This is a genomic window from Aureibaculum sp. 2308TA14-22, assembly GCF_040538665.1.
Taxonomy (GTDB): domain Bacteria; phylum Bacteroidota; class Bacteroidia; order Flavobacteriales; family Flavobacteriaceae; genus Aureibaculum.
On the sequence record NZ_JBEWXT010000001.1, the window covers coordinates 1,651,457 to 1,672,669 of the forward strand.

Sequence of the window (21,213 nt, forward strand, 5' to 3'; positions counted from 1 at the left end):
TCAAATAAGCCCTTTTGCTTTAAATTCCAAGTATTTATTGATAACGTTTACTGTTAAATTTTGAGGTTTGGTAAGAATAGCATGCACACCCCTATTTTCCAGCTCCTTAACAATCAAACGCTTTTCGTAAGCAAACTTTTCGGCAATGGTCTTATGATATATGCTTTGCAAATCTTCTACATTCTCTTTTATTAAATCATCCAATTCGGTATTCTCAAAAAATACGGTTACCAATAAATGTTGACGAGAAATGGCTTTTAAAAAAGGCAATTGACGCTTTAATGCTGAAATATGCTCAAAATTTGTGTAGAGAATGAGCAAGCTGCGTTGGGTTACTTTTCGCTTGATGGTAGCATACAAATACCCAAAATCGGAATCGGTAAATTGGGTGTCAATATTGTACAGGGCTTCGTTTATTGTGTTGATATGTGTACGTTTGTTACTAGCCGCAACAATCTTTTCCACTTTTTTGGAAAAGGTCAACATTCCCGCTTTATCGTTTTTTAATAAAGCAATATTTGAAAAGGCTAAAGTAGAATTGATAGCATAATCCAATAATTTTAATTCCTCAAAAGGCATTTTCATTACACGTCCTGTATCAATTATGGAATAAATAGGTTGCGATTTTTCATCTTGATATTGATTGACCATCAATTGCCCACGTTTGGCAGTTGCTTTCCAATTAATAGTTCTTACATCGTCACCAGTAACATAATTTTTAATTTGTTCAAATTCCATGGTATGACCAATTCTACGTATTTTTTTGAGTCCAAATTCTGTAAGGCGATTGCTCAACGCCAAAAATTCATATTTACGCATTTGAATGTATGAAGGATACACTGACACCATTTGCTCAGCATCAAAACGGTAACGTCTGGCAACAATTTGTAAAGATGAAGAAACAAATAAATTTAGATTACCAAAATGGTATTCACCACGTTCTACGGGACGCACTTGATAGTCAAAATTATGGGCTTGACCCGATTCCATTTCTGTGTTATATTCAAAATCTCGTTTTTGGAATTGTTTTGGTAACTCGTCAATTACTTTTAAGAATATTTTTATAGGATACTTGTTCTCAACAGTAATGGGAACAGGATTTTCATCCGAATTTGAAAATTTTTCGGGTAAAATACGTCTGGCTTTTAATCCGTTTTTAAAACGAAACAAAATATAAGTATCAAATAAAAACAATACCGCTAATGCCAATAATAGTAACCACGCCACTTGATATAATAATTCCACCCAATACGACACCAAAAACGTAGCTGCTATAACGCTTATATAAACAAAAAAGCGTTGGTGAATATAGAGGTTTTTAAAAAGGTTAATCATAGAGAGCCCTTGGTCTGATAAATTTTAGCTAAAATAAGAGATATTTAGAAATAATTTTAGACTATCGTTATTTTTCATCTTCAATTACAATAGAATTGCCCACAAAATCATGAATAGCCTGTCTTTTCTCATTTCCAGATATTGTAAGAAAGGAAAACCAACCTAAGGTAGCTTTAAAAATGAAGCGAAATAGTGCTCTAATAAAATTAATTTTATTTTCTGGATTTTGTGCGTTTCGCACCGATAGATTCATTTTTGAATGTCCAATGGTACCTCCATATATAGTTGTAAATATAGGGTCGTATAAAATAAAAAATAAGACAAAAACAATAATTCGAACATAGTTCGGTACATTATCAAATAGAGCTAATGTTTCAGATGCTAGAAAAATCATTCCAATTAATATAATACTATCAATCACTGCTGCTTTAACTCTATTCGGTAAAAGTGCATATTCTATTTTCATAATTATAGGTTAGAGATTTTATGTTGATTGAGAAATTCTTGATTATGATATTTCACAGAAGTCGTTAATATCATAATTCCTTATTCCTTTATTTGTATTGCAGCTTTTGCAGGGATGCTGATAATAGCTTCCTCCAATCTAAAAACCATCCATAAATTAATTTTATTATTTTCCATTTCATTAAGATCAAACGAATACTCAAATTTTGTACTGTCCAAATTCTTTAAAAGAACTTTACCTCTATCCCTATTTTCTAGCATTTCATAAACATTGTATTTAAAATCAAAATTTCCATATTTATGGGCATGAAATGTTATTTTCCCTTTTTCTCCATGATTATAAGTCTCCTTGTCAAAAGTTGGAACCATAACGGTATTAATGAGGTAACGTTCGTGTATTCTTTCGAGTTTTTCTTTTAATTCCTGATTTTCTAATTGTAATTCAACTAAATTATCCATAAGTTCATTTCTTTCGTTATCCGATTCTTTGACATTTGTACAAGAAAAGGCTAACAGAACTAAGAATATTATTGATATAAATTTCATATTATTTTATTTAACATTAAAGTTAGCGTATAAATTCAATTGCTCCAAACTACTTGCAATCATCATTTTAAATCCAAAAAATTCCTCAACAGAACCTCCCCAGCACTACTACTCTTTTCAGGATGAAATTGTACGCCGTAAAAATTATCTTTTTGCAAAGCGGATGAATAGTCAAGTTGGTAATTAGTTACTGCAATAGTTTCATTGCAAATAGGAGCATAATAACTATGCACTAAGTACATATATTCTTCTTCCTTTATTCCTTTAAATAATTTCGATTTTAGATGGGTAAGTGTATTCCAACCTATTTGTGGGACTTTTACCTTGTTGCTAAATTTAACAACATCAACATCAAAAATACCCAAGCCTTTGGTGTTACCTTCTTCACTAAAATTACACATGAGTTGCATCCCTAAACAAATACCTAGTAAGGGTTGGTTTAATTGGGGGATAACCTTATCTAAACCCGTTGCTCGTAATTTTTCCATAGCACTACTCGCCTCTCCTACACCAGGGAAAATAACCTTGTCGGCATTTTTTATAATTTGTGCGTCATGACTTAGTATAGATTCAAAACCCAATCGTTGAATGGCAAATTTGATGCTTTGTATGTTTCCCGCTCCGTAGTCGATGATGACGATGGACAAGCCCCCTCCAGCTCCCCCGAAGGGGGAGGGTTTTGATTCGTTTATTGAATTATCCATTGTTGATATTCCTTAACTTTTACTAATTATTATGATTCTATTTAAACAAATAACCCCTCCGTCCTTTGTCTTTTCTACAAGCTATAAACTTCGCAACAGGACACCTCCCCTTGAAATAAGGAGAGGAACCAAAAAAATTATAGCATTCCTTTAGTTGAAGGCAAAATCATTTTTTCAACATCGCGTTTTACGGCGGCTTTTATGGCTTTGGCAAAAGCCTTGAAAATAGCTTCTATTTTATGGTGTTCGTTTTCACCTTCTACTTTTACATTCAAATTGGCTTTCGCTCCATCTGTAAAGGATTTAAAGAAGTGCGAAAACATTTCAGTAGGCATTTTACCAATCATTTCACGCTTAAAATCAGCTTCCCAGACCAACCAATTCCTTCCACCAAAATCTATACTGACTTGTGCTAAGCAATCGTCCATGGGTAAGGAAAACCCGTAACGCTCTATGCCCAGTTTATTTCCTAGAGCTTTACTGAACACCTCGCCTAAGGCTATAGCCGTATCTTCAATGGTATGGTGTTCGTCAACTTCCAAATCGCCTTTGACGCTAATTTCCAGATCCATTTGTCCATGCCTGGCAATTTGGTCTAACATATGATCGAAAAATGCAATTCCCGTATCAATGTTGCTTTTTCCCGTTCCGTCAAAGTTTAATTTGATATAGATATCCGTTTCGTTGGTTTTTCTTTTAATTTCAGCGGTACGATTTTCTAATTTTAAAAATTCATAAATCCGCTGCCAATCATTAGTTTCTAAGGCTATAAAACTGTCTAAATCATCACGTTTAACAGTAATTTCATCAGTACCTAAATTAGTATTATCGTTAATAAAAATACCTTTAGAACCTAAATTTTTTGCCAATTCAATATCTGTTAACCTGTCACCAATGACAAATGAATTTTCCAAGTCATATCCCTCAGAAAAATACTTGGTTACTAAACTCGTATTGGGTTTACGTGTTGGTGCGTTGTCTTTGGCATAGGTTTTATCAATGACAATTTCACTGAATTCTACACCTTCATTTTTAAAAACAGCTACAATAAAATTATGGACGGGCCAAAACGTTTCTTCTGGAAAACTTTCAGTTCCTAGACCATCTTGATTGGTAATCATAACCAATTCGTAATCTAATTCTTGAGCTATTTTTGGTAGATATGTCAATGCTTTGGGATAAAAAGTCAGTTTTTCATAACTATCAATTTGTTCGTCAGTAGTTTCACGAATTATTGTTCCGTCTCTATCAATAAATAATACTTTAGTAGAAGCCCCCTCTAGCTCCCCCTTAGGGTGAGAACCCCTATTGCTACGCTTATCTTGTACATTCATTTTAAATTTCTTTTAAGGCTTTTATCAATTTTTTATTTTCATTATTTGCTCCGATAGTAAATCGCAGACAATTATCACATAAGGGTTGGTTCGATCTGTTTCTAACCACAATTTCTTTTTCTAACAATTGATTGTATCTTTTGTTAGCATCATCCACTTTTACCAAGATAAAATTTCCGTCTGTAGGATAAATTTCTTCAATGAATTCTACTTCAGGTAATAGTTTAAGTAACTTGTGTTTTTGGCTTAACAACATGTTGACTTCATTTTGAACGATATCTAAATTCATTAAACGCTTTAAAGCCCGTTGTTGTGTCAGTTCGTTGACATTATACGGTGGTTTTATTTTATTCAAAACCGCTATAATTTCAGGTGATGCGTAACAAATCCCTAATCGAATTCCCGCTAAACCGTAAGCTTTTGATAAGGTTTGCGTAACAATTAAATTGGGATAATTTTCCAATTCATTTAACCAACTTTCTTTTGAAGAAAAATCAATATAAGCCTCGTCAATAATTACCAATCCCTTAAATTCATTAAGCAATTCTTTGATTCGCGTTGCATCAAAAGCATTCCCCGTAGGATTGTTTGGCGAACATATAAACAAAAGTTTCGTTTGCTCATCAATAGTTTCTAAAATGGTTTCTACATCAGGCTGAAAATATTCCGTTAACAATACTTCTCTATTTTCAATAGCATTCGTATTAGCAAGGACACTATACATGCCATAAGTTGGTGGCAGGGTAATCACGTTATCAACGTTCGGTTCACAAAAGGCACGGTAAATCAAATCCAACACTTCGTCGCTTCCATTACCTAATAAAATATTTTCTATTGCAACTCCTTTTTGTTCCGCTAAAACCTGTTTTACATTGGTTTGTTGCGGATCAGGATATCGGTTTACGCCATTGTTAATTGGGTTTTCATTAGCATCTAAAAAAACCATATCTTCTTTAAAACCTTTAAATTCATCACGTGCAGATGAGTAGGGTTTTAGGGCTTTTACATTTTTGCGTATTAAGCTATCTAGGTTGAAACTATTCATCTTTTAAACTATTTAACCTTAATGTTACGGCATTTTTATGAGCCTGCAATCCTTCAGCTTCTGCCATAATTTCTATGGCTTTCCCAATTTTTTTTATTCCTGTCTTGCTCACTTTTTGAAACGTCATGTTTTTTAAGAAGCTATCTAGATTTACACCGCTATATTGCTTGGCGTAACCATTGGTGGGCAAGGTATGATTTGTGCCAGATGCATAATCACCTGCACTTTCTGGTGTATAATTACCAATAAACACAGAGCCTGCATTTTGAATACCTTCACTAAAGAAATTCTCATTTTCCGTACATATTATGAAATGCTCAGGACCATATTCATTAATTAATTCTAAAGCAATGCTATCGTTTTCAACATAAATCAATTTAGAATTGGTAATCGCTTTTTTAGCAATTTCCTTTCTTGGTAACTCATTCAGTTGTTCTGTAATTTCCTTTTCTACATTATCAATTAACTCTTTTGAGGTAGAGACCAAAATAACCTGACTGTCTGTACCATGTTCGGCTTGACTCAATAGATCAGAAGCTACAAAACTCGCTTCAGCCGAATCATCTGCAACCACTAACAATTCCGATGGTCCGGCGGGCATATCTATAGCCACACCATATTTTGTTGCCAATTGTTTTGCAACGGTGACAAATTGATTACCAGGGCCAAATATTTTATATACTTGTGGAATCGTTTCTGTTCCGAAGGTCATTCCAGCAATAGCTTGTATTCCACCCACTTTATAAACCTTGGTAACTCCACACAATTGGGCAGTGTATAAAATGGCAGGATGTATATTTCCTTCTTTATTAGGTGGAGAACATAAAATTATCTCTGAACAACCCGCCAGTTTTGCAGGAATAGCTAACATCAGTACTGTTGAAAACAAAGGTGCTGTCCCACCGGGAATATAAATACCTACTTTTTGAATCGGTCTTTTTTCTTGCCAGCAGTAAACTCCACTTATGGTTTCTACTTCAACTTTTGAAGTCCTTTGTGCATTATGGAATTTCTCGATATTTTCTTTTGCCAATTGTATGGCTTGTTTTAAATCAGTATCAATTGAATTTTCTTTTTCCGAAATTTCTGTTTCAGTAACTAACATATTCTCTATAGCTACATCGTCAAAAAGGTTTGTATACTTTTCAATGGCAATGTCTCCTTTTAGTTTTACTTCATTAAAAATTTCCAATACCGTTTCTTCAATATCTTCAAACGTTTGCGTAGGTCTTGTTAAAATTGTTGACCAATCTTTTTTATCAGGATTATATATTTTATTCATATGTCTTTCTAAAGTGATACCCTAATTTTTCACAACCATAGCTTTTCCAAAATTTATTACCTCTATCATTGGGAATATAGCTGTTTAGTTCCGTTGCAACACAACCAATGGATCTTCCATAATCATTGACCCAGTCTAGTAGTAGTGGACCAATACCTTTACCTCGATAATCAGGATGAATAATTACATTATCGGCTTCCAAGTGTTTACCTATATAATATTTGAATAATACCCAAACACCACAAATCCCGATCAATTTATCACCTTCGTAAACACCAGCACATTTGTAATCATGCTCTAGCATTTTTAGTAAGCGTTCTTTTAAAACCTCTAAAGGAATTCTATCATCCAATAATTGCAAGTATGGAATTATAGAGAAAATATCCTCATCTGGAATAAATCTGATTTGAAAGAGCGTTTTCATTTTTACAAAACCATTTTTTCAATTGGGCAAACCAGAATACCTTCTGCCCCATTCAATTTCAACTCGTCAATAACTTCCCAAAACTTATCTTTATTAATTACGGTATGTACAGAACTCCAACCCTCTTCAGCCAATGGCAGCACCGTTGGGCTTTTCATACCAGGTAAAATATTGATAATATTCTTTACTTTATCATTTGGAGCATTCATCAAAACATACTTACTATTTCTAGCTTTCAGTACAGATTGAATTCTAAATTGCAGTTTATCTAAAATGCTTTGTTTTTCAGCTGAAAGTGAAGGTGAAACTGTTAACACCGCTTCACTTTTTAATAAAACCTCAACTTCTTTTAAATTGTTTTTAAATAGTGTACTTCCACTAGATACAATATCCACAATAGCATCGGCCAAGCCAATATTCGGAGCAATTTCAACTGAGCCGTTTATAACATGGAGTTCTGCCTCCACTCCTTTTTCGTCCAAAAACTGATTTACCGTATTTGGATACGAAGTGGCTATTCGCTTTCCTTGCAAATCATCAATAGCATTATAATTAACCGCTTTTGGCACCGCAATGGAAACTTTACATTTTGAAAATCCCAATTTTTCAACAATGGATAAATCACCACCTTTTTCTATCAAAGTATTCTCGCCCAAAATAGCAATATCTACAACACCATCACGTAAATACTGAGGAATATCTCCGTTTCTGAGGTATAAAACTTCTATTGGAAAATTCCGAGCAAATGCTTTTAACTGATCTTTTCCATTATCAATTGAAATCCCGCAATTTTTGAGCAATTCCAACGATTCTTTATTCAACCTGCCAGATTTTTGAATGGCAACTTTTAACTTTGTCATTTTATAACGAATTAGGTTTGACAGTTCAAGTAAATAAAAAAACCCGCTTGAACTGTTCAAACGGGTTTATATGATTTTATAGATTTAAAACACAACAACTCACCTCGCCTGAAAGCCAGTATGAAAATGATGATGTGTATTGAATTTCTTCATTTGTTTATAATAATGTACAAATTTAAAGGATAAATTTTTTATAATACAACTATTTTAAAGTTTTTTTGTTCCTACCTACGCAGGAATGACAATTTTTAGGTTTATGTGTCCGCCCAAGAACTAGTTGATTCTTTATCACATCTACTTATCTTTTAGCTTATTCATTTCCAATGAGTGCTGTTTTTTGGCATATCTAAATCCGTATTGCCACCATTTTGCCATTAGTTTTTTATTAAAAACCAATGAATTTGTAGTCAATACTGTTGGCGTATAGTACAAATTGAGTTTTACATTATCCTGTATGGCTTGTAGTTTTCCAATGGTAACGTTATGCCGTTCCACTTGATCCATCATGAATTCCACCATGTTAGTAATCAATGAAAACGGGTTCTTAGAAGGCATTCTGTTCAATTGGCTCACTTCGGTTTCCAAAATAATAACATCAACTTCGGTAGCACCCCTAAAAATGGCTTCTCTGATAGGAACTAAAGAACCAAAGCCACCATCAGCATACTCGCAATCGTTTTTACGCAATAGGCTCATAAACGGAATGTAATTGCAAGATGCCCAAACCCAATCACAAAAATCATTGTAAGAACATTCATTGATGGATTTGTACTCCACTACATTTGTCGTTAAATTAGAAACCGTAACTATCACATCTTTTTCAGATTCCTTAATACGGTTAAAGTATGATTCAGTTATGTACTTCTTTATTAACTTTCTAAGGTTTTTACTTTCACCAAAAGTTCTACGGCCGTTTATAAAATTCCAAAGCGTGTTTAAGTGATTTACCTTTACAATTTTTTCGCCCTGTACTGTTTTAATCACAAATGGATTATTGCTAAATATTTTTCGTTGATTAATTGTAGTATAAATAGCTTTCAGTTCATATAATTTCCCCAAAGCTAAGTGAGAGACCATTAAACTTCCTGTTGATGTGCCTAAAAACAAATCGTATTTATGTTTTTTTTCATCAATAAGGTATTCAGCAACACCGCCTGCAAATGCTCCTTTGCTCCCACCACCAGAGATTACCAATGCTCTCATAATTTATACTATAATTCTTAGCTATTTGTAATTAAAATTTTACTTTTGATAAAACTAACACATTTTATATGAAGTTGAAAATATTTATTTTTTTATTTATAGCTACTTTCCTAATAATCTCCTGTAAAAAAACAAAAACACCCAGATCCATAGAAAAGGTTTCCATTGAGGAGATAGTTATTGATAGTTCTAGCATTAGGGCTATTTATGCCATGAAAGATTCCAGCTTATTTTACGCAACTTCTGACGGTTATTTAGGATTGGTATTGCCCTCACTTAAAAACCTAAAGGACAAACGTGTTTTTTACGATACCATCGTTCCCCATTTTAGAGCCATAGCTTCAAATTCAGAGCATATTTTTATGTTAAGTGTTGGTAATCCCGCTTTGTTATACAAATACAATGATGGTAATTTAGATATCGTTTATAAAGAAAAGCACGAAAAGGTATTTTATGATGCCATGGCTTTTTTTGACTCAAAAAATGGAATCGCTATGGGTGACCCAACAGATGATTGCTTATCAGTTATTCTGACGAATGATGGCGGTAAATCTTGGAATAAAGTACCATGTGATAATTTACCAAAAATTAATGAAGGAGAGGCCGCTTTTGCAGCAAGTAACAGCAATATTGCTATACACGGTAAAAATACTTGGTTGGTAACCGGTGGAAAATCCGCTCGGGTTTTTCACTCACCAAATATGGGTAAAACTTGGAAAGTCTATGAAACTCCTATTATTCAAGGCGGTCAAATGACAGGAATTTATAGTGTCGATTTCCATGACGCTAAAAACGGAATTATTTTTGGAGGCGATTGGAACGATAAAGACAATAACAAAAGCAATAAAGCCGTTACCAAAGATGGTGGCAAAACATGGCAATTGATTGCTGACGGAAACGAACCTGGTTATAAAAGTTGTGTACAGTATGTCCCAAACACCAATGGTAAAGAATTAGTTGCCGTAGGTACAACTGGTGTTTCGTTTTCTAACGATGGTGGCACTACTTGGAAAAAAGTAAGTGATGATGGTTATTACACCATTAGATTTGTCAATAAGAATTTTGCATGGTTGGCAGGTAACAAGAAAATTGGTAAAATGGTTTTGCCATAGTTTTGAGTTCGGAGTTTTAAAATTTGCTGTACCACAAATAATTAATAACAATAAAGAATAGAAATAACTCAACCCATGAAAAAATTAATAATCATTGTATTAGCAATAGGTTTTATAAGTTGTCAGAATAACTCCCTTAAAAAAGAATTTAATTGTGAAACCGATGCGGATTTTTCAGAATTAAAAGAGTATCGTGATTTTTTAAAGAATTTTAGAGTAAAAGTCCCAAAAAATTGGAAAACCACATTGTATTATGATGAATATTCATCCGAAATTTATTCGGCCGATACCACTAAACAATTGACAGATACTTACGTACTCGAAATGGCTTGGCACCAAGGTGAATTGGACCTGGACAAATCGTTCGAAAAAAAAATAAACGATACCTTAACGTTAAGGGAACGATTGAAAATGACCAAATCAGGCTTTGGTAAACTCAAAAAAAAACCTATGTATTTTAACCTTTCGGAAGGTACACGCTCAGGAATTCAATATAAGTATTTACAAGTTTTTTTAAAAACCAATATTGACGAATATATAACGTTGACATCAAAAGTTTTTGGCGATAAATTGGTAGAAGAACGCCTCTGTGAATCTGTTGAGTTATTTGAATCACTCCAGTTAATTGAATAAAGTACTATGCAACATATAATAGATAGATTCATAAAATACGTTACTATAGATACCCAATCCGATCCTGAAAATAAGGCATTTCCCAGTACAGAAAAGCAATGGAACTTAGCCAAAGTATTAGTAGAAGATTTAAAGGCTATTGGACTACAAGATGTAACGTTAGATGATAACTGCTATATCATGGCAACCCTACCAAGCAATGTTGATCACAAAGTACCAACCATTGGTTTTATTGCTCATATTGATACAAGTCCAGATTATTCAGGTACCAATGTCAATCCACAAATTCATAAAGATTATGATGGTAAAGACATTGTATTAAACCAAGAAAAGAACATTGTGTTGTCTCCAGATTATTTTGAGGATTTGTTACTCTATAAGGGACAAACGCTAATTACCACCGATGGCACTACCCTTCTCGGTGCCGATGACAAGGCTGGCATTACTGAAATTGTAACGGCAATGGAATATCTTGTAAAACATCCTGAAATAAAACATGGCGAAATCAGGATAGGTTTTACACCCGATGAAGAAGTAGGAAAAGGTGCTCATTTGTTCGACGTTGAAAAATTCGGAGCGGAATGGGCCTATACTATGGATGGTAGCCAAATTGGCGAATTGGAATATGAAAATTTTAATGCCGCCTCAGCTAAAGCAATTATTAATGGAAAAATAGTACATCCCGGTTTGGCAAAAGGTAAAATGATAAATTCAATGCTGATTGCTAATGAATTTATTGCTGCTTTACCCAAAGAAGAAATTCCAGAAAAGACAGAAGGCTATGAGGGGTTTTACCATTTACACAGCATAACAGGTGAAGTCGAAAAAACGGGGCTCGATTACATTATCAGAGATCACGATAAAAGCTTGTTCGAAAAAAGGAAATCCAACTTTCAAAAAATTGCCGATGACCTTAACGCCAAACTAGGCAAAAATTTAGTTGAAGTAGAGCTAAAAGACCAATATTACAATATGAAAGAAAAAATTGAACCCGTAATGCATATTATTGATATTGCTGAAGAAGCTATGAAAGCTGTTGGAATCAAACCATTGATAAATGCTATCCGTGGTGGTACTGATGGTTCACAGTTATCATACAAAGGACTACCCTGCCCCAATATTTTTGCCGGCGGGCATAATTTTCATGGACGTTACGAGTATGTTCCAGTTGAATCTATGCAAAAAGCTGTAGAGGTAGTCGTTAAAATTGCTGAAATTACTGCCACAAGAGAACTCAACAAATAATTTAATTGTGTAATTATTTAAACAAAATTTCAATCCTCAAAATTAGTTCCCTATTTTTACCGCTTCTAAATTTTAATCGATGGATAGGAAATTACTGTTATCGCTCGCAAAAAAATACGATACGCCATTATATGTATATGATGCCGACAAGATTGTATCTCAATATGAAAGAATGACCAATGCGTTTTCGGGCGTTAAAGACTTGAAAATAAACTATGCGGTAAAGGCACTATCAAACATTAACATTCTTAAGGTATTTAAACAATTGAGCTCTGGTATTGATACTGTTTCTGTTCAAGAAGTACAATTGGGATTAAAAGCCGGATTTGCTCCAAAAGATATTATTTTTACGCCGAATGGGGTTTCGTTGGAAGAGATTGAACAAGCCAAAGACTTAGGTGTACATATCAATATCGATAATATTTCCATTTTAGAACAATTTGGGCAAAAATACCCTGAAACACCGGTTTGTATTCGTATCAATCCACATGTAATGGCGGGAGGTAATTCTAAAATTTCCGTAGGTCATATCGATTCCAAATTTGGAATTTCGGTACATCAACTACCACATATCCATCGTGTTGTGGAAAATACGGGAATGCGAATTAACGGTATTCACATGCACACCGGTTCAGATATTTATGATGTCGATGCCTTTTTAAGAGCCACAGAAATTCTATTTAATGCTGCCGAAACTTTTAAAGATTTGGATTCCATCGATTTTGGAAGTGGATTTAAAGTACCCTATAAAGAAAACGATATTTCTACCGACATTGAAGAACTGGGTAAAAAACTGAGCAAACGTTTTAACGAATTCTGTAAAAGCTATGGCAAAGACTTAACGCTTATGTTTGAACCTGGCAAGTTTATGGTCAGCGAAGCAGGAAAACTTTTGGTTAACGTTAATGTAGTAAAACAGACCACTTCTACGGTTTTTGCAGGTGTTGACAGTGGTATGAATCATTTGTTGCGACCCATGTTTTATGATGCTTACCATCATATTGAAAATATCTCTAATCCAAAAGGTAAAGAACGTTTTTATACGGTTGTTGGGTATATCTGTGAAACCGACACCTTAGGTGCTAATCGTAGAATAAATGAAATAACTGAAGGCGATATTTTAAGTTTTAGCAATGCCGGTGCCTATTGTTTTTCAATGGCCTCCAATTATAATTCGCGTTACCGACCTGCCGAAGTTTTGGTAAAAAATGGTAAGGATTACTTAATACGTGAACGTGAAACTATTGAGGATTTGGTAAGGGGGCAAAATTTAGATGTGAAATTTTAGACTTAAGACTTTTAAATAACTTCCGAAGTTAAACATGCTGATCGATAAGAATAGTATTACCGTCGGGGTCTGTTAATACAATACTTGCGGGGCCAGTGGTGTTTTCATCGGCTTCTCTATCTAACTTTAGGTTATCCTTTTTTAATTGTTGTTGAATCTGCCTAACATCATCAAAATTATCAAGCAAATTGGCGTTTTCATCCCAACCAGGATTAAAGGTTAAAATATTATCCTCAAACATACCTTGAAACAAACCAATCAGGGCATTACCATTTTTCATGATAAGGTAGTTTCGTTCTATATCTCCAGCAAAAACTGAAAATCCTAGTTTTTCATAAAATTTCTTGGAAACTTTAATATCTTTTACATTTAGACTTATTGAAAATGCTCCTAGTTTCATGGTATAAGCTTTAAGTAGTTAATTATTTTGTTAAAATTGTTTCTTCATCAAACATAAAAATGCATGACATCAAAAACTAAATAGGCTCTAAAATAGTACAAAAACATTATTTATCTAAAAATTAATTAGATTTGTTTTCTTAATTCTATAAAAGACTTACCACCTAAAGATTACACCATGATAAAAAAGATTGGATTTCTAGTATTGATATTAGCACTCATTACTAGCTGTAAAGAAAAAATTGAATGTAACTCAAGTTCAGACGCAGTTATTTATCCAACAGATTCGATAATTAATTCTTTGAATTGGCCTAAAGATTTGATAATAAAGGGCTTTTCTGGCCCAGAGATAAATCCTAGTCCTGCTTGTATGGCGGTTGCACCCAACGGAGATGTATTTGTGGGTGTGGACATGATAGGTTCATTAGGGAAAGATATGGGTAAAGGGTTTGTGAAAAAATTGGTGGATTGCAACCATGATGGAATAATGGATTCTTACACTCAATTTGCACAATTGGATAACCCTCGTGGCATATTGGCAATAGGAGATCAAGTTTATGTTTTACATACTACATTTTCCAAAGAAACCAAGAAAGCCGAAAACATGGACTTGGTGGTTTTTGATGATTTAGATAAAGATGGTATAGCAGACGGACCCGAAAAAGTCTTGATAAAGAATATTAGCAACCCTAAATATTTACGTGAAAGAGGAACTGACCACGCTACAAATGGTATTCAAATGGGTATTGATGGTTGGATTTATATTGCTGTAGGTGATTTCGGCTTTTACAATGCAACAGATGCAAGCGGCAAACAACTAACTATGTTAGGTGGTGGCATTGTACGAGTTAGACCAGATGGTACAGAAATGGAGGTTTATACTCATGGCTTGCGGAATATTTACGATGTGGCCATAGATCCGTTCATGAATATATTTACAAGAGGAAATACGAATGATGGTGGTGGATGGAATATTAGATTTATAGACCAAATTCAATCAGGAGAATATGGTTACCCTGTGCTATTTAAACATTTTACAGAAGAAATAATTCCTGCACTTGTAGATGTTGGCGGTGGCTCTGGTACAGGAGCTCTTTACATGAACGATCATAGATGGCCTACAAAATACAACAATGTACCAATGATGGCAGATTGGGGAAGAAGCCAATTGTATATCCATAGGGTGGAAAAAGATGGTCCAAGTTTTACTCAAAAGGATGAACAATTTATTCAAATGCCACAAATAACAGATGTTGACGTTGATGCATCTGGTATTATGTATTTATCAGCTTGGGATGGTGCTGGTTATTCTGGTAATCCAGATAAAGGATATGTTGTTCGCGTCACACCGAAAGATTTTGCTTATGAGACGTTTATAAATGTAAAAGATGCTTCTGTAAATGAACTCGTAAATAAGTTAAAATCTGGTAGTGCTAAAACAAGATTAAGTGTCCAGTATGAATTATTACAACGTCCGAAGTCAAAAACAGCCTCTAAAGTATTAAAATTAGCAAAAGATAAAGACCAAAAATTAGAAACTCGAACGGCAGCTATTTTTACCTATGCTCAAATTGCTGGCGAAGATGGTATTTCTAGTTTAGCTGAACTTTCAAAAGATAATGATTTAAAAGAATTTGCATTAAGGGCTTTGGCAGATCGTAAATCTTATCTAGAAAAAGTACCTATAAGTGTTTTTGTAGAAGGGTTGCAATCTTCATCACCACGTGTAAAAGCTGCTTCAATCATTGGTTTGGGGAGATTGGGAAATCCTAACGCTGCAGAAGAATTATTAAAAATAAAAGTACCAAACTCTTTTATAGCTCCAAAAATTAATACCGAAGGTCCACATGCCACTCCAAATTCTGAAATAATTTTACCACACTTGGCAGCTAAAGCTTTAGTTGAGATAAATGCTATTGATAAATGTGTTTCTGCCTTACAAACAGAACAAAGAGACATGGCACTATGGGCAATGCGTTATATGCATGACGAAAAGGTAGTTGAAGGCTTAATTAATGCTTATAAAAATTCTGATAGTCAAGAATTTAAACATAAAATATTGAACAATTTAGCTAGGATTTATCATAAAGAGGAACCCTATGATGCCTCTTGGTGGTGGAGCACTCGACCAGACACGCATGGCCCGTACTATAAAACAATGGATTGGGAACAATCTCCAGTTATAAGTTCTTTTTTAGTGGATAAATTTAAAGAGACTGGCAAAACCAAAGATGCTTTTTTTGCTGAACTAAATAGCAAATATAGATTGGGCATTGATGCCTTTGGTGAAGTTAAAAAAGTAGTCCCTAAAGAGGATATAACCGTTGTAGATTTTGAAAAAATAAAGAATAAAAAAGGGCAAGTAGGAGAATCTTCTATTGAAGATGTAATGCTAGCCTTAGGGAAAATAAAAGGAAATGCAGAAAAAGGAAAAGCGTTGTTTGCAAGTCAAGGTTGTATTGCGTGTCATAGTATTACCAAGGACGAAGTTATGAAAGGTCCTTTTATGGGACAAGTAGGATCGATAATGAATCGAGAACAAATAGCAGAATCTATATTAAAACCAAATGCATCCATATCTCAAGGATTTTCAACAGTACAAATAAAAACTAATGACGGTAAAAGCTATGTTGGTTTTGTTACTCAAGAATCTGCAGATGAATTAACCATCAGAGATATTGTTGGAACAGCGACTAACTTAAAGAAAACAGATATAAAAACCAGAAAAGAATTGGACACCTCAATGATGCCCGCTGGTCTAGTTAACTCGTTAAGTTTTGAAGAATTGGCTTCGTTGGTAACATTTCTAAAAGAACAGAAATAAGAATTATTTACTTTTAGGGAACTTTAATAAAAAACAAGGGAGCAATATGCTTCCTTATTTTTTATGTTTAGTACTTAACATTTAACTTACTCATCTAATTTTGGAAGTTCAAAACTATTCAATACACTTGTTTCTTTCATTAATTTTTCAATTTCTTCGGCTTTTCTTGGTGCAGCTTCCGATAAGTTTACAGGACCATTTTCTGTCGCTAAAATATCATCTTCAATTCTAACTGCTATTCCCCACCATTTTTTATCACAAGGACTATTCTCTGGAATGTAAATTCCTGGCTCAACAGTTACTACCATATTGGCTTCAAATTTTCCATAATTTCCAGGGTCGTGCACATCTAATCCAATATGGTGTGTTGAACCATGAGGATAATAATTATGCTTCTCATCAATTGATTTTATTATTCCCAATTTAAACAAGCCCTCATTAATAATTTGTCGTGTAATTTTATGTGAAGCCGCAAATGTTGTATCTACAACAACTTTAGCAATCCCAGCTTCTTGTGCTTTATAGACCAAATCGTAAATAGCTCTTTGCTCAGGAGAGAATTTACCATTGGCAGGAATTGTTCTGGTAACATCAGCTGTGTAGCCATGATACTCAGCACCGAGATCCATCAATACCAAATCGTTACCTACTTTGGTTTTATTATTGTCTATATAATGCAAAATACAACCGTTATGTCCACCACCAACAATGGATGGGTAGCCCTCATACTCTGCACCGTATTTTTTGTACACAAACTCATGCACTCCTTGAATTTCAGTTTCGGACATGTTGGGGTGCATGGCTTTCATAATTTCGCGTTGCCCCATTGCGGAAATTTCAACTGCTTTTTTTAGTAATTTTAACTCTTCGGGCAACTTTACCTCTCTTAATGTACCCATAATTGTTCCCAAAGAATTTACGTCAATATTCGTTTTTGGAGGTGCTTCTAATTTTAAACTTATTTTTTGTCTAAACTCTTTCCTTAGCTCATTGGTTTCAGCTGCTTGGTATCCTTTAAGTAATTCATCTTCCTTTAATTCGGGATAAAAATCCATATACCTACCTAAGTTTTGAGCTACATTGGCACTATTTTCTATTTCAGTAGCTTTAATAAGTTGATAAACCCTCTTTTTGGCTTGATTAGGTAATAAACTTTTATCATAATTAGCCTTTGCTTTGAATTGTTGTACTAAATCAAACAAGTCTGCTTTGTTTTGTCCCGAATTTCTGTAATCATCATGAAAATCGAAAATCAAAACTTTATCAAATTTTTTAAAATCATAAGTAGAAGTACTGAAATCACTACCATTATACACTTTTTTAAATCCTAATCTTTCTTTTGCACCTTCTATCCCAAGTCGTTTCCCGTTCCATTGCTCTGCTCTAGGGTCTCTTTCTTGCACATACAATACTTCGTTAAAAGTAGATTCACCCTCTTTTTGTGGCTCTGAAAAAATTAACAAAACAGCATGTGGCTCTTTATAACCTGTTAAATAATAAAAATTGGGGTCCTGATGATAGATAAAGTCTACATCGTTAGCTCTATTCCTTACGGGGTTGGCAAAAAATACGGCTATACTATTCGGAGGCATTTTCTTTCTAAGAGCCTCTCTTCTATCCTTATGGAACTCTTTGGGTAAATAATCGGTTGGTAATAAGTCATTTTGACTAAAACCGAATTGAACAAAAAATACAATAATTAAACTTCTAATAAGATATTTCATTTTTATAAATTATTTGGTTGCTCACCAAAAGTACAATTATATTACTAGCAATTAAAAACTTAAATATTAATTATTTGAAAAAAATTAATACTGAAACATAAAAAATCAATAAAAAGTACAACAAAATGTTCAACTTAGGTTGTTATTAAAACAATATCCACTACATTTGAACTGTGCAATTAAGAATATTACATATCATTACTACTACAAGCATAAGAAGTGTTATTTTAAATGCATTTACTACTATTACTACCCTTAGGGGTTAATCATTTTATACATCCGTTTACAGTTGGTTTATTTAAAAAATAACCGTAAAACAATATTTTTACGAATAATATAGTATTATGAAAGTTTTAAAGTTTGGAGGAACATCAGTAGGCTCCTCAAAAAATATCAAAAAAATAATCGAAATTATTGCTTCTAATAAAGATGAAAAGCAAATTATTGTAGTTTCTGCTTTTGCAAAAGTTACCAACCTACTATTAGAAGCCGCTCAATTAGCTTCTATAAAAAAAGCGACTTATACTTCTGTAATTGAAGAAATTAGATTAATACACAATCAAATAATTTCGGAATTATTTACCAATAAGGACAAGAACGAATGTTTAAAGTTTGTAAATCAGAAATTAATTGACCTTAAATCCGTATTGAATAGTATTTCATTAATAAGTGAGCTTTCTGCTAAAAGCGAGGCAAATATTGTCAGTTATGGAGAATTATTGTCTTCATTTATAATTACAAAAGCTTTGCAGGTTAACTCAATTGACACAATTAGAAAAGACACAAGGGAATTAATAATAACCAACACCAATTATACTAGTGCATCTGTTATCTTTAGTATCACTAGCAAAAATATTCAGTCTTTTTTCAACTCAAATAATGTTCAAGTAACCATTTTACCGGGGTTTATTGCTTCAGCAGAAAATGGTGATACTACAGTATTGGGCAGAGGTGGATCTGATTATACTGCGGCTATAATAGCGTCTGCATTAGATGCTAATGTTCTTGAAATATGGACAGATGTGAGCGGAATGTTTACAGCAAATCCGTCGTTAGTAAATCAAGCAATACCCATAGCCCAAATTTCATATGAGGAAGCAATGGAATTGTCACATTTTGGAGCAAAAGTTATTTATCCACCAACTATTTATCCTGTATTAAAAAAGGAAATTCCTATTCGTATAAAGAACACGTTAAAGCCTAAAGATGAAGGTACATTGATATCAAAAACAAGCTATGGCAAAAAAAACCCAGTAAAAGGAATTAGCCATATTGATAATGTTACTTTAATTACTTTAGAGGGCTCAGGCATGGTTGGTATTCCAGGGTTTTCCAAACGATTGTTTGAAACCTTGGCAACAGAAAAAATCAATGTTAAATTAATTACTCAGGCTTCTTCTGAACATTCTATTTGTATCGGTATAGACGATAGTAATGCCAATTTAGCTAAAACTGCCATTGACAATACTTTTGAATTTGAGATTTTAAAAGGAAAAATTAAACCTTTAGAAGTTGAAAAAAACCTTTCCATAATTGCCATAGTTGGTGACAATATGAAAAACCATCAGGGAATTAGCGGCAAAATGTTTGGCACTTTAGGAAAAAACAATGTAAACATTAGAGCAATTGCCCAAGGGGCTTCCGAAAAAAACATCTCAGCTGTTATTGCCGCTAAAGATGTTAAAAAAGGTATTAATAGTTTGCACGAACGTTTTTTTAAGAATAATAATAAACAACTAAACCTATTTATCACGGGCGTTGGTAATGTCGGAGCTAAATTGATTGAACAAATCGAACAACAACATCAATTTTTATTAGAAAATTTGAATATTAATATTCGTATTGTAGGCTTATCAAATTCCAGACAAATGGTATTTGATGATGAAGGTTTAGATTTAGCTTCATGGGAAGAGCAATTAAATAACGGAGAAAAAGCGTCCTTAAGCAATTTTTTACAAAAAGTTAAAATACTAAACTTAAGAAATAGTGTTTTTGTAGATATTACCGCCAACTCCAACGTTGCTGAAATGTATCCCGAATATCTAAAAAATAGTACGGCCGTCGTTGCTTGTAATAAAATCGCCAGTTCAGCGAATTACAAAAAATATAAGGAGCTTAAAGAATTATCACGGGAATATAATGTACCCTATTTATTTGAAACCAATGTAGGTGCTGGTTTACCGATAATTGACACATTAAACAATCTGATAGCCTCTGGTGATCAAATTCTTAATATACAAGCAGTTCTATCTGGTAGTTTAAACTTTATTTTTAATAATTTTAATGATAATACTGAATTTTACGATGTGGTTAAACAAGCACAACATGAAGGTTATACCGAACCAGATCCAAGAATTGATTTAAGTGGAGTTGATGTTGCCAGAAAAATATTAATTTTAGCCAGGGAAAGTGGCTATGAGCTTAACCTAAATGAAATTGAAAATAATTCATTTTTAACGGATAATAACAATAAAGCAGCTAGTGTTGATGATTTTTACAACACACTTAAAAAGGATGCCAATCACTTTAAAGGCTTATTAAAATCGGCAAAAAAGAACAATTGTCAGCTAAAATATGTAGCAGAACTCTTTAATGAAAAGGCAAGAGTAGGTTTAAAAGAAATTCCTGTTGGACATCCATTTTATAATTTAGAAGGTAAGGACAATATTGTAATGTTTTATACCAAAAGATATCCTGAACAACCTATGATTATTAAAGGTGCTGGTGCTGGTGCTGATGTAACGGCATCTGGTCTTTTTGCGGACATTATTAAAATAGCCAATAACTAAT

The 21,213-nt window shown here is 33.6% G+C and carries 18 protein-coding genes; 6 read left to right on the plus strand and 12 right to left on the minus strand.

Going from position 1 to position 21,213, the window contains the following annotated elements; genetic code table 11:
* The 10 genes from U5A88_RS07305 to U5A88_RS07350 all read right to left on the minus strand — a co-directional run bounded on the left by U5A88_RS07305 (position 1) and on the right by U5A88_RS07350 (position 9,198).
* On the minus strand, positions 1–1,332 hold the full coding sequence (locus tag U5A88_RS07305) for a DUF58 domain-containing protein (protein WP_354208155.1): 1,332 nt from the start codon (positions 1,330–1,332) through the stop codon (positions 1–3).
* Positions 1,333–1,402: 70 nt separating this feature from the next.
* On the minus strand, positions 1,403–1,801 hold the full coding sequence (locus U5A88_RS07310; protein WP_354205108.1) for an RDD family protein: 399 nt from the start codon (positions 1,799–1,801) through the stop codon (positions 1,403–1,405).
* An 80-nt stretch (positions 1,802–1,881) separates the two neighbouring features.
* The gene (locus U5A88_RS07315; protein WP_354205110.1) at positions 1,882–2,346 is read right to left on the minus strand and encodes a hypothetical protein; all 465 of its coding nucleotides are present in this window, start codon (positions 2,344–2,346) and stop codon (positions 1,882–1,884) included.
* 62 nt (positions 2,347–2,408) lie between these two features.
* The gene (gene hisH / locus U5A88_RS07320; RefSeq protein ID WP_354208157.1) at positions 2,409–2,993 is read right to left on the minus strand and encodes an imidazole glycerol phosphate synthase subunit HisH; all 585 of its coding nucleotides are present in this window, start codon (positions 2,991–2,993) and stop codon (positions 2,409–2,411) included.
* 194 nt (positions 2,994–3,187) lie between these two features.
* Positions 3,188–4,384 (minus strand): bifunctional histidinol-phosphatase/imidazoleglycerol-phosphate dehydratase HisB, encoded by a 1,197-nt coding sequence (hisB, locus tag U5A88_RS07325; RefSeq protein WP_354205112.1) that lies wholly within the window; start codon positions 4,382–4,384, stop codon positions 3,188–3,190.
* 1 nt (position 4,385) lies between these two features.
* Positions 4,386–5,429: a histidinol-phosphate transaminase gene (hisC, locus tag U5A88_RS07330; protein WP_354205113.1), complete on the minus strand. Its 1,044-nt coding sequence runs from the start codon at positions 5,427–5,429 to the stop codon at positions 4,386–4,388.
* Entirely contained in the window at positions 5,422–6,711 is a 1,290-nt protein-coding gene (gene hisD / locus U5A88_RS07335; protein ID WP_354205115.1) for a histidinol dehydrogenase, read from the minus strand. The genes hisC and hisD overlap by 8 nt, the downstream gene beginning before the upstream one ends.
* Positions 6,704–7,135, minus strand: coding sequence for a GNAT family N-acetyltransferase (locus tag U5A88_RS07340; protein ID WP_354205117.1), 432 nt, complete (start codon positions 7,133–7,135; stop codon positions 6,704–6,706). Before U5A88_RS07340 ends, hisD begins: the two co-directional genes overlap by 8 nt.
* Before the next feature lie 2 nt (positions 7,136–7,137).
* On the minus strand, positions 7,138–7,995 hold the full coding sequence (hisG, locus tag U5A88_RS07345; protein WP_354205119.1) for an ATP phosphoribosyltransferase: 858 nt from the start codon (positions 7,993–7,995) through the stop codon (positions 7,138–7,140).
* 294 nt (positions 7,996–8,289) lie between these two features.
* Complete coding sequence (locus U5A88_RS07350; protein ID WP_354205121.1) at positions 8,290–9,198, minus strand: patatin-like phospholipase family protein; 909 nt, start codon at positions 9,196–9,198, stop codon at positions 8,290–8,292.
* Between the two features lie 68 nt (positions 9,199–9,266).
* Between U5A88_RS07350 and U5A88_RS07355 the strand changes: the two genes are divergently transcribed.
* The 4 genes from U5A88_RS07355 (at position 9,267) to lysA (ending at position 13,476) form a co-directional block, all read left to right on the plus strand.
* On the plus strand, positions 9,267–10,310 hold the full coding sequence (locus tag U5A88_RS07355; RefSeq protein ID WP_354205123.1) for a WD40/YVTN/BNR-like repeat-containing protein: 1,044 nt from the start codon (positions 9,267–9,269) through the stop codon (positions 10,308–10,310).
* A gap of 75 nt (positions 10,311–10,385) precedes the next feature.
* Positions 10,386–10,943, plus strand: a complete 558-nt coding sequence (locus U5A88_RS07360) for a hypothetical protein (RefSeq protein ID WP_354205125.1) — start codon at positions 10,386–10,388, stop codon at positions 10,941–10,943.
* A gap of 6 nt (positions 10,944–10,949) precedes the next feature.
* Positions 10,950–12,188 carry a peptidase T gene (gene pepT, locus U5A88_RS07365; protein ID WP_354205127.1) on the plus strand — a complete coding sequence of 413 codons (1,239 nt, stop codon included), beginning with the start codon at positions 10,950–10,952 and terminating at the stop codon, positions 12,186–12,188.
* Between the two features lie 79 nt (positions 12,189–12,267).
* Entirely contained in the window at positions 12,268–13,476 is a 1,209-nt protein-coding gene (gene lysA, locus U5A88_RS07370) for a diaminopimelate decarboxylase (protein ID WP_354205128.1), read from the plus strand.
* 28 nt (positions 13,477–13,504) lie between these two features.
* On the opposite strand, the gene U5A88_RS07375 is transcribed toward lysA, so the two are convergent.
* Positions 13,505–13,876 carry a VOC family protein gene (locus tag U5A88_RS07375; protein ID WP_354205130.1) on the minus strand — a complete coding sequence of 124 codons (372 nt, stop codon included), beginning with the start codon at positions 13,874–13,876 and terminating at the stop codon, positions 13,505–13,507.
* 177 nt (positions 13,877–14,053) lie between these two features.
* Between U5A88_RS07375 and U5A88_RS07380 the strand changes: the two genes are divergently transcribed.
* The gene (locus U5A88_RS07380; RefSeq protein WP_354205132.1) at positions 14,054–16,699 is read left to right on the plus strand and encodes a DUF7133 domain-containing protein; all 2,646 of its coding nucleotides are present in this window, start codon (positions 14,054–14,056) and stop codon (positions 16,697–16,699) included.
* Positions 16,700–16,785: 86 nt separating this feature from the next.
* On the opposite strand, the gene U5A88_RS07385 is transcribed toward U5A88_RS07380, so the two are convergent.
* Positions 16,786–18,423: an aminopeptidase P N-terminal domain-containing protein gene (locus tag U5A88_RS07385; RefSeq protein ID WP_354205134.1), complete on the minus strand. Its 1,638-nt coding sequence runs from the start codon at positions 18,421–18,423 to the stop codon at positions 16,786–16,788.
* 344 nt (positions 18,424–18,767) lie between these two features.
* Between U5A88_RS07385 and thrA the strand changes: the two genes are divergently transcribed.
* On the plus strand, positions 18,768–21,212 hold the full coding sequence (gene thrA / locus U5A88_RS07390; protein WP_354205136.1) for a bifunctional aspartate kinase/homoserine dehydrogenase I: 2,445 nt from the start codon (positions 18,768–18,770) through the stop codon (positions 21,210–21,212).
* Position 21,213 lies beyond the last annotated feature (1 nt).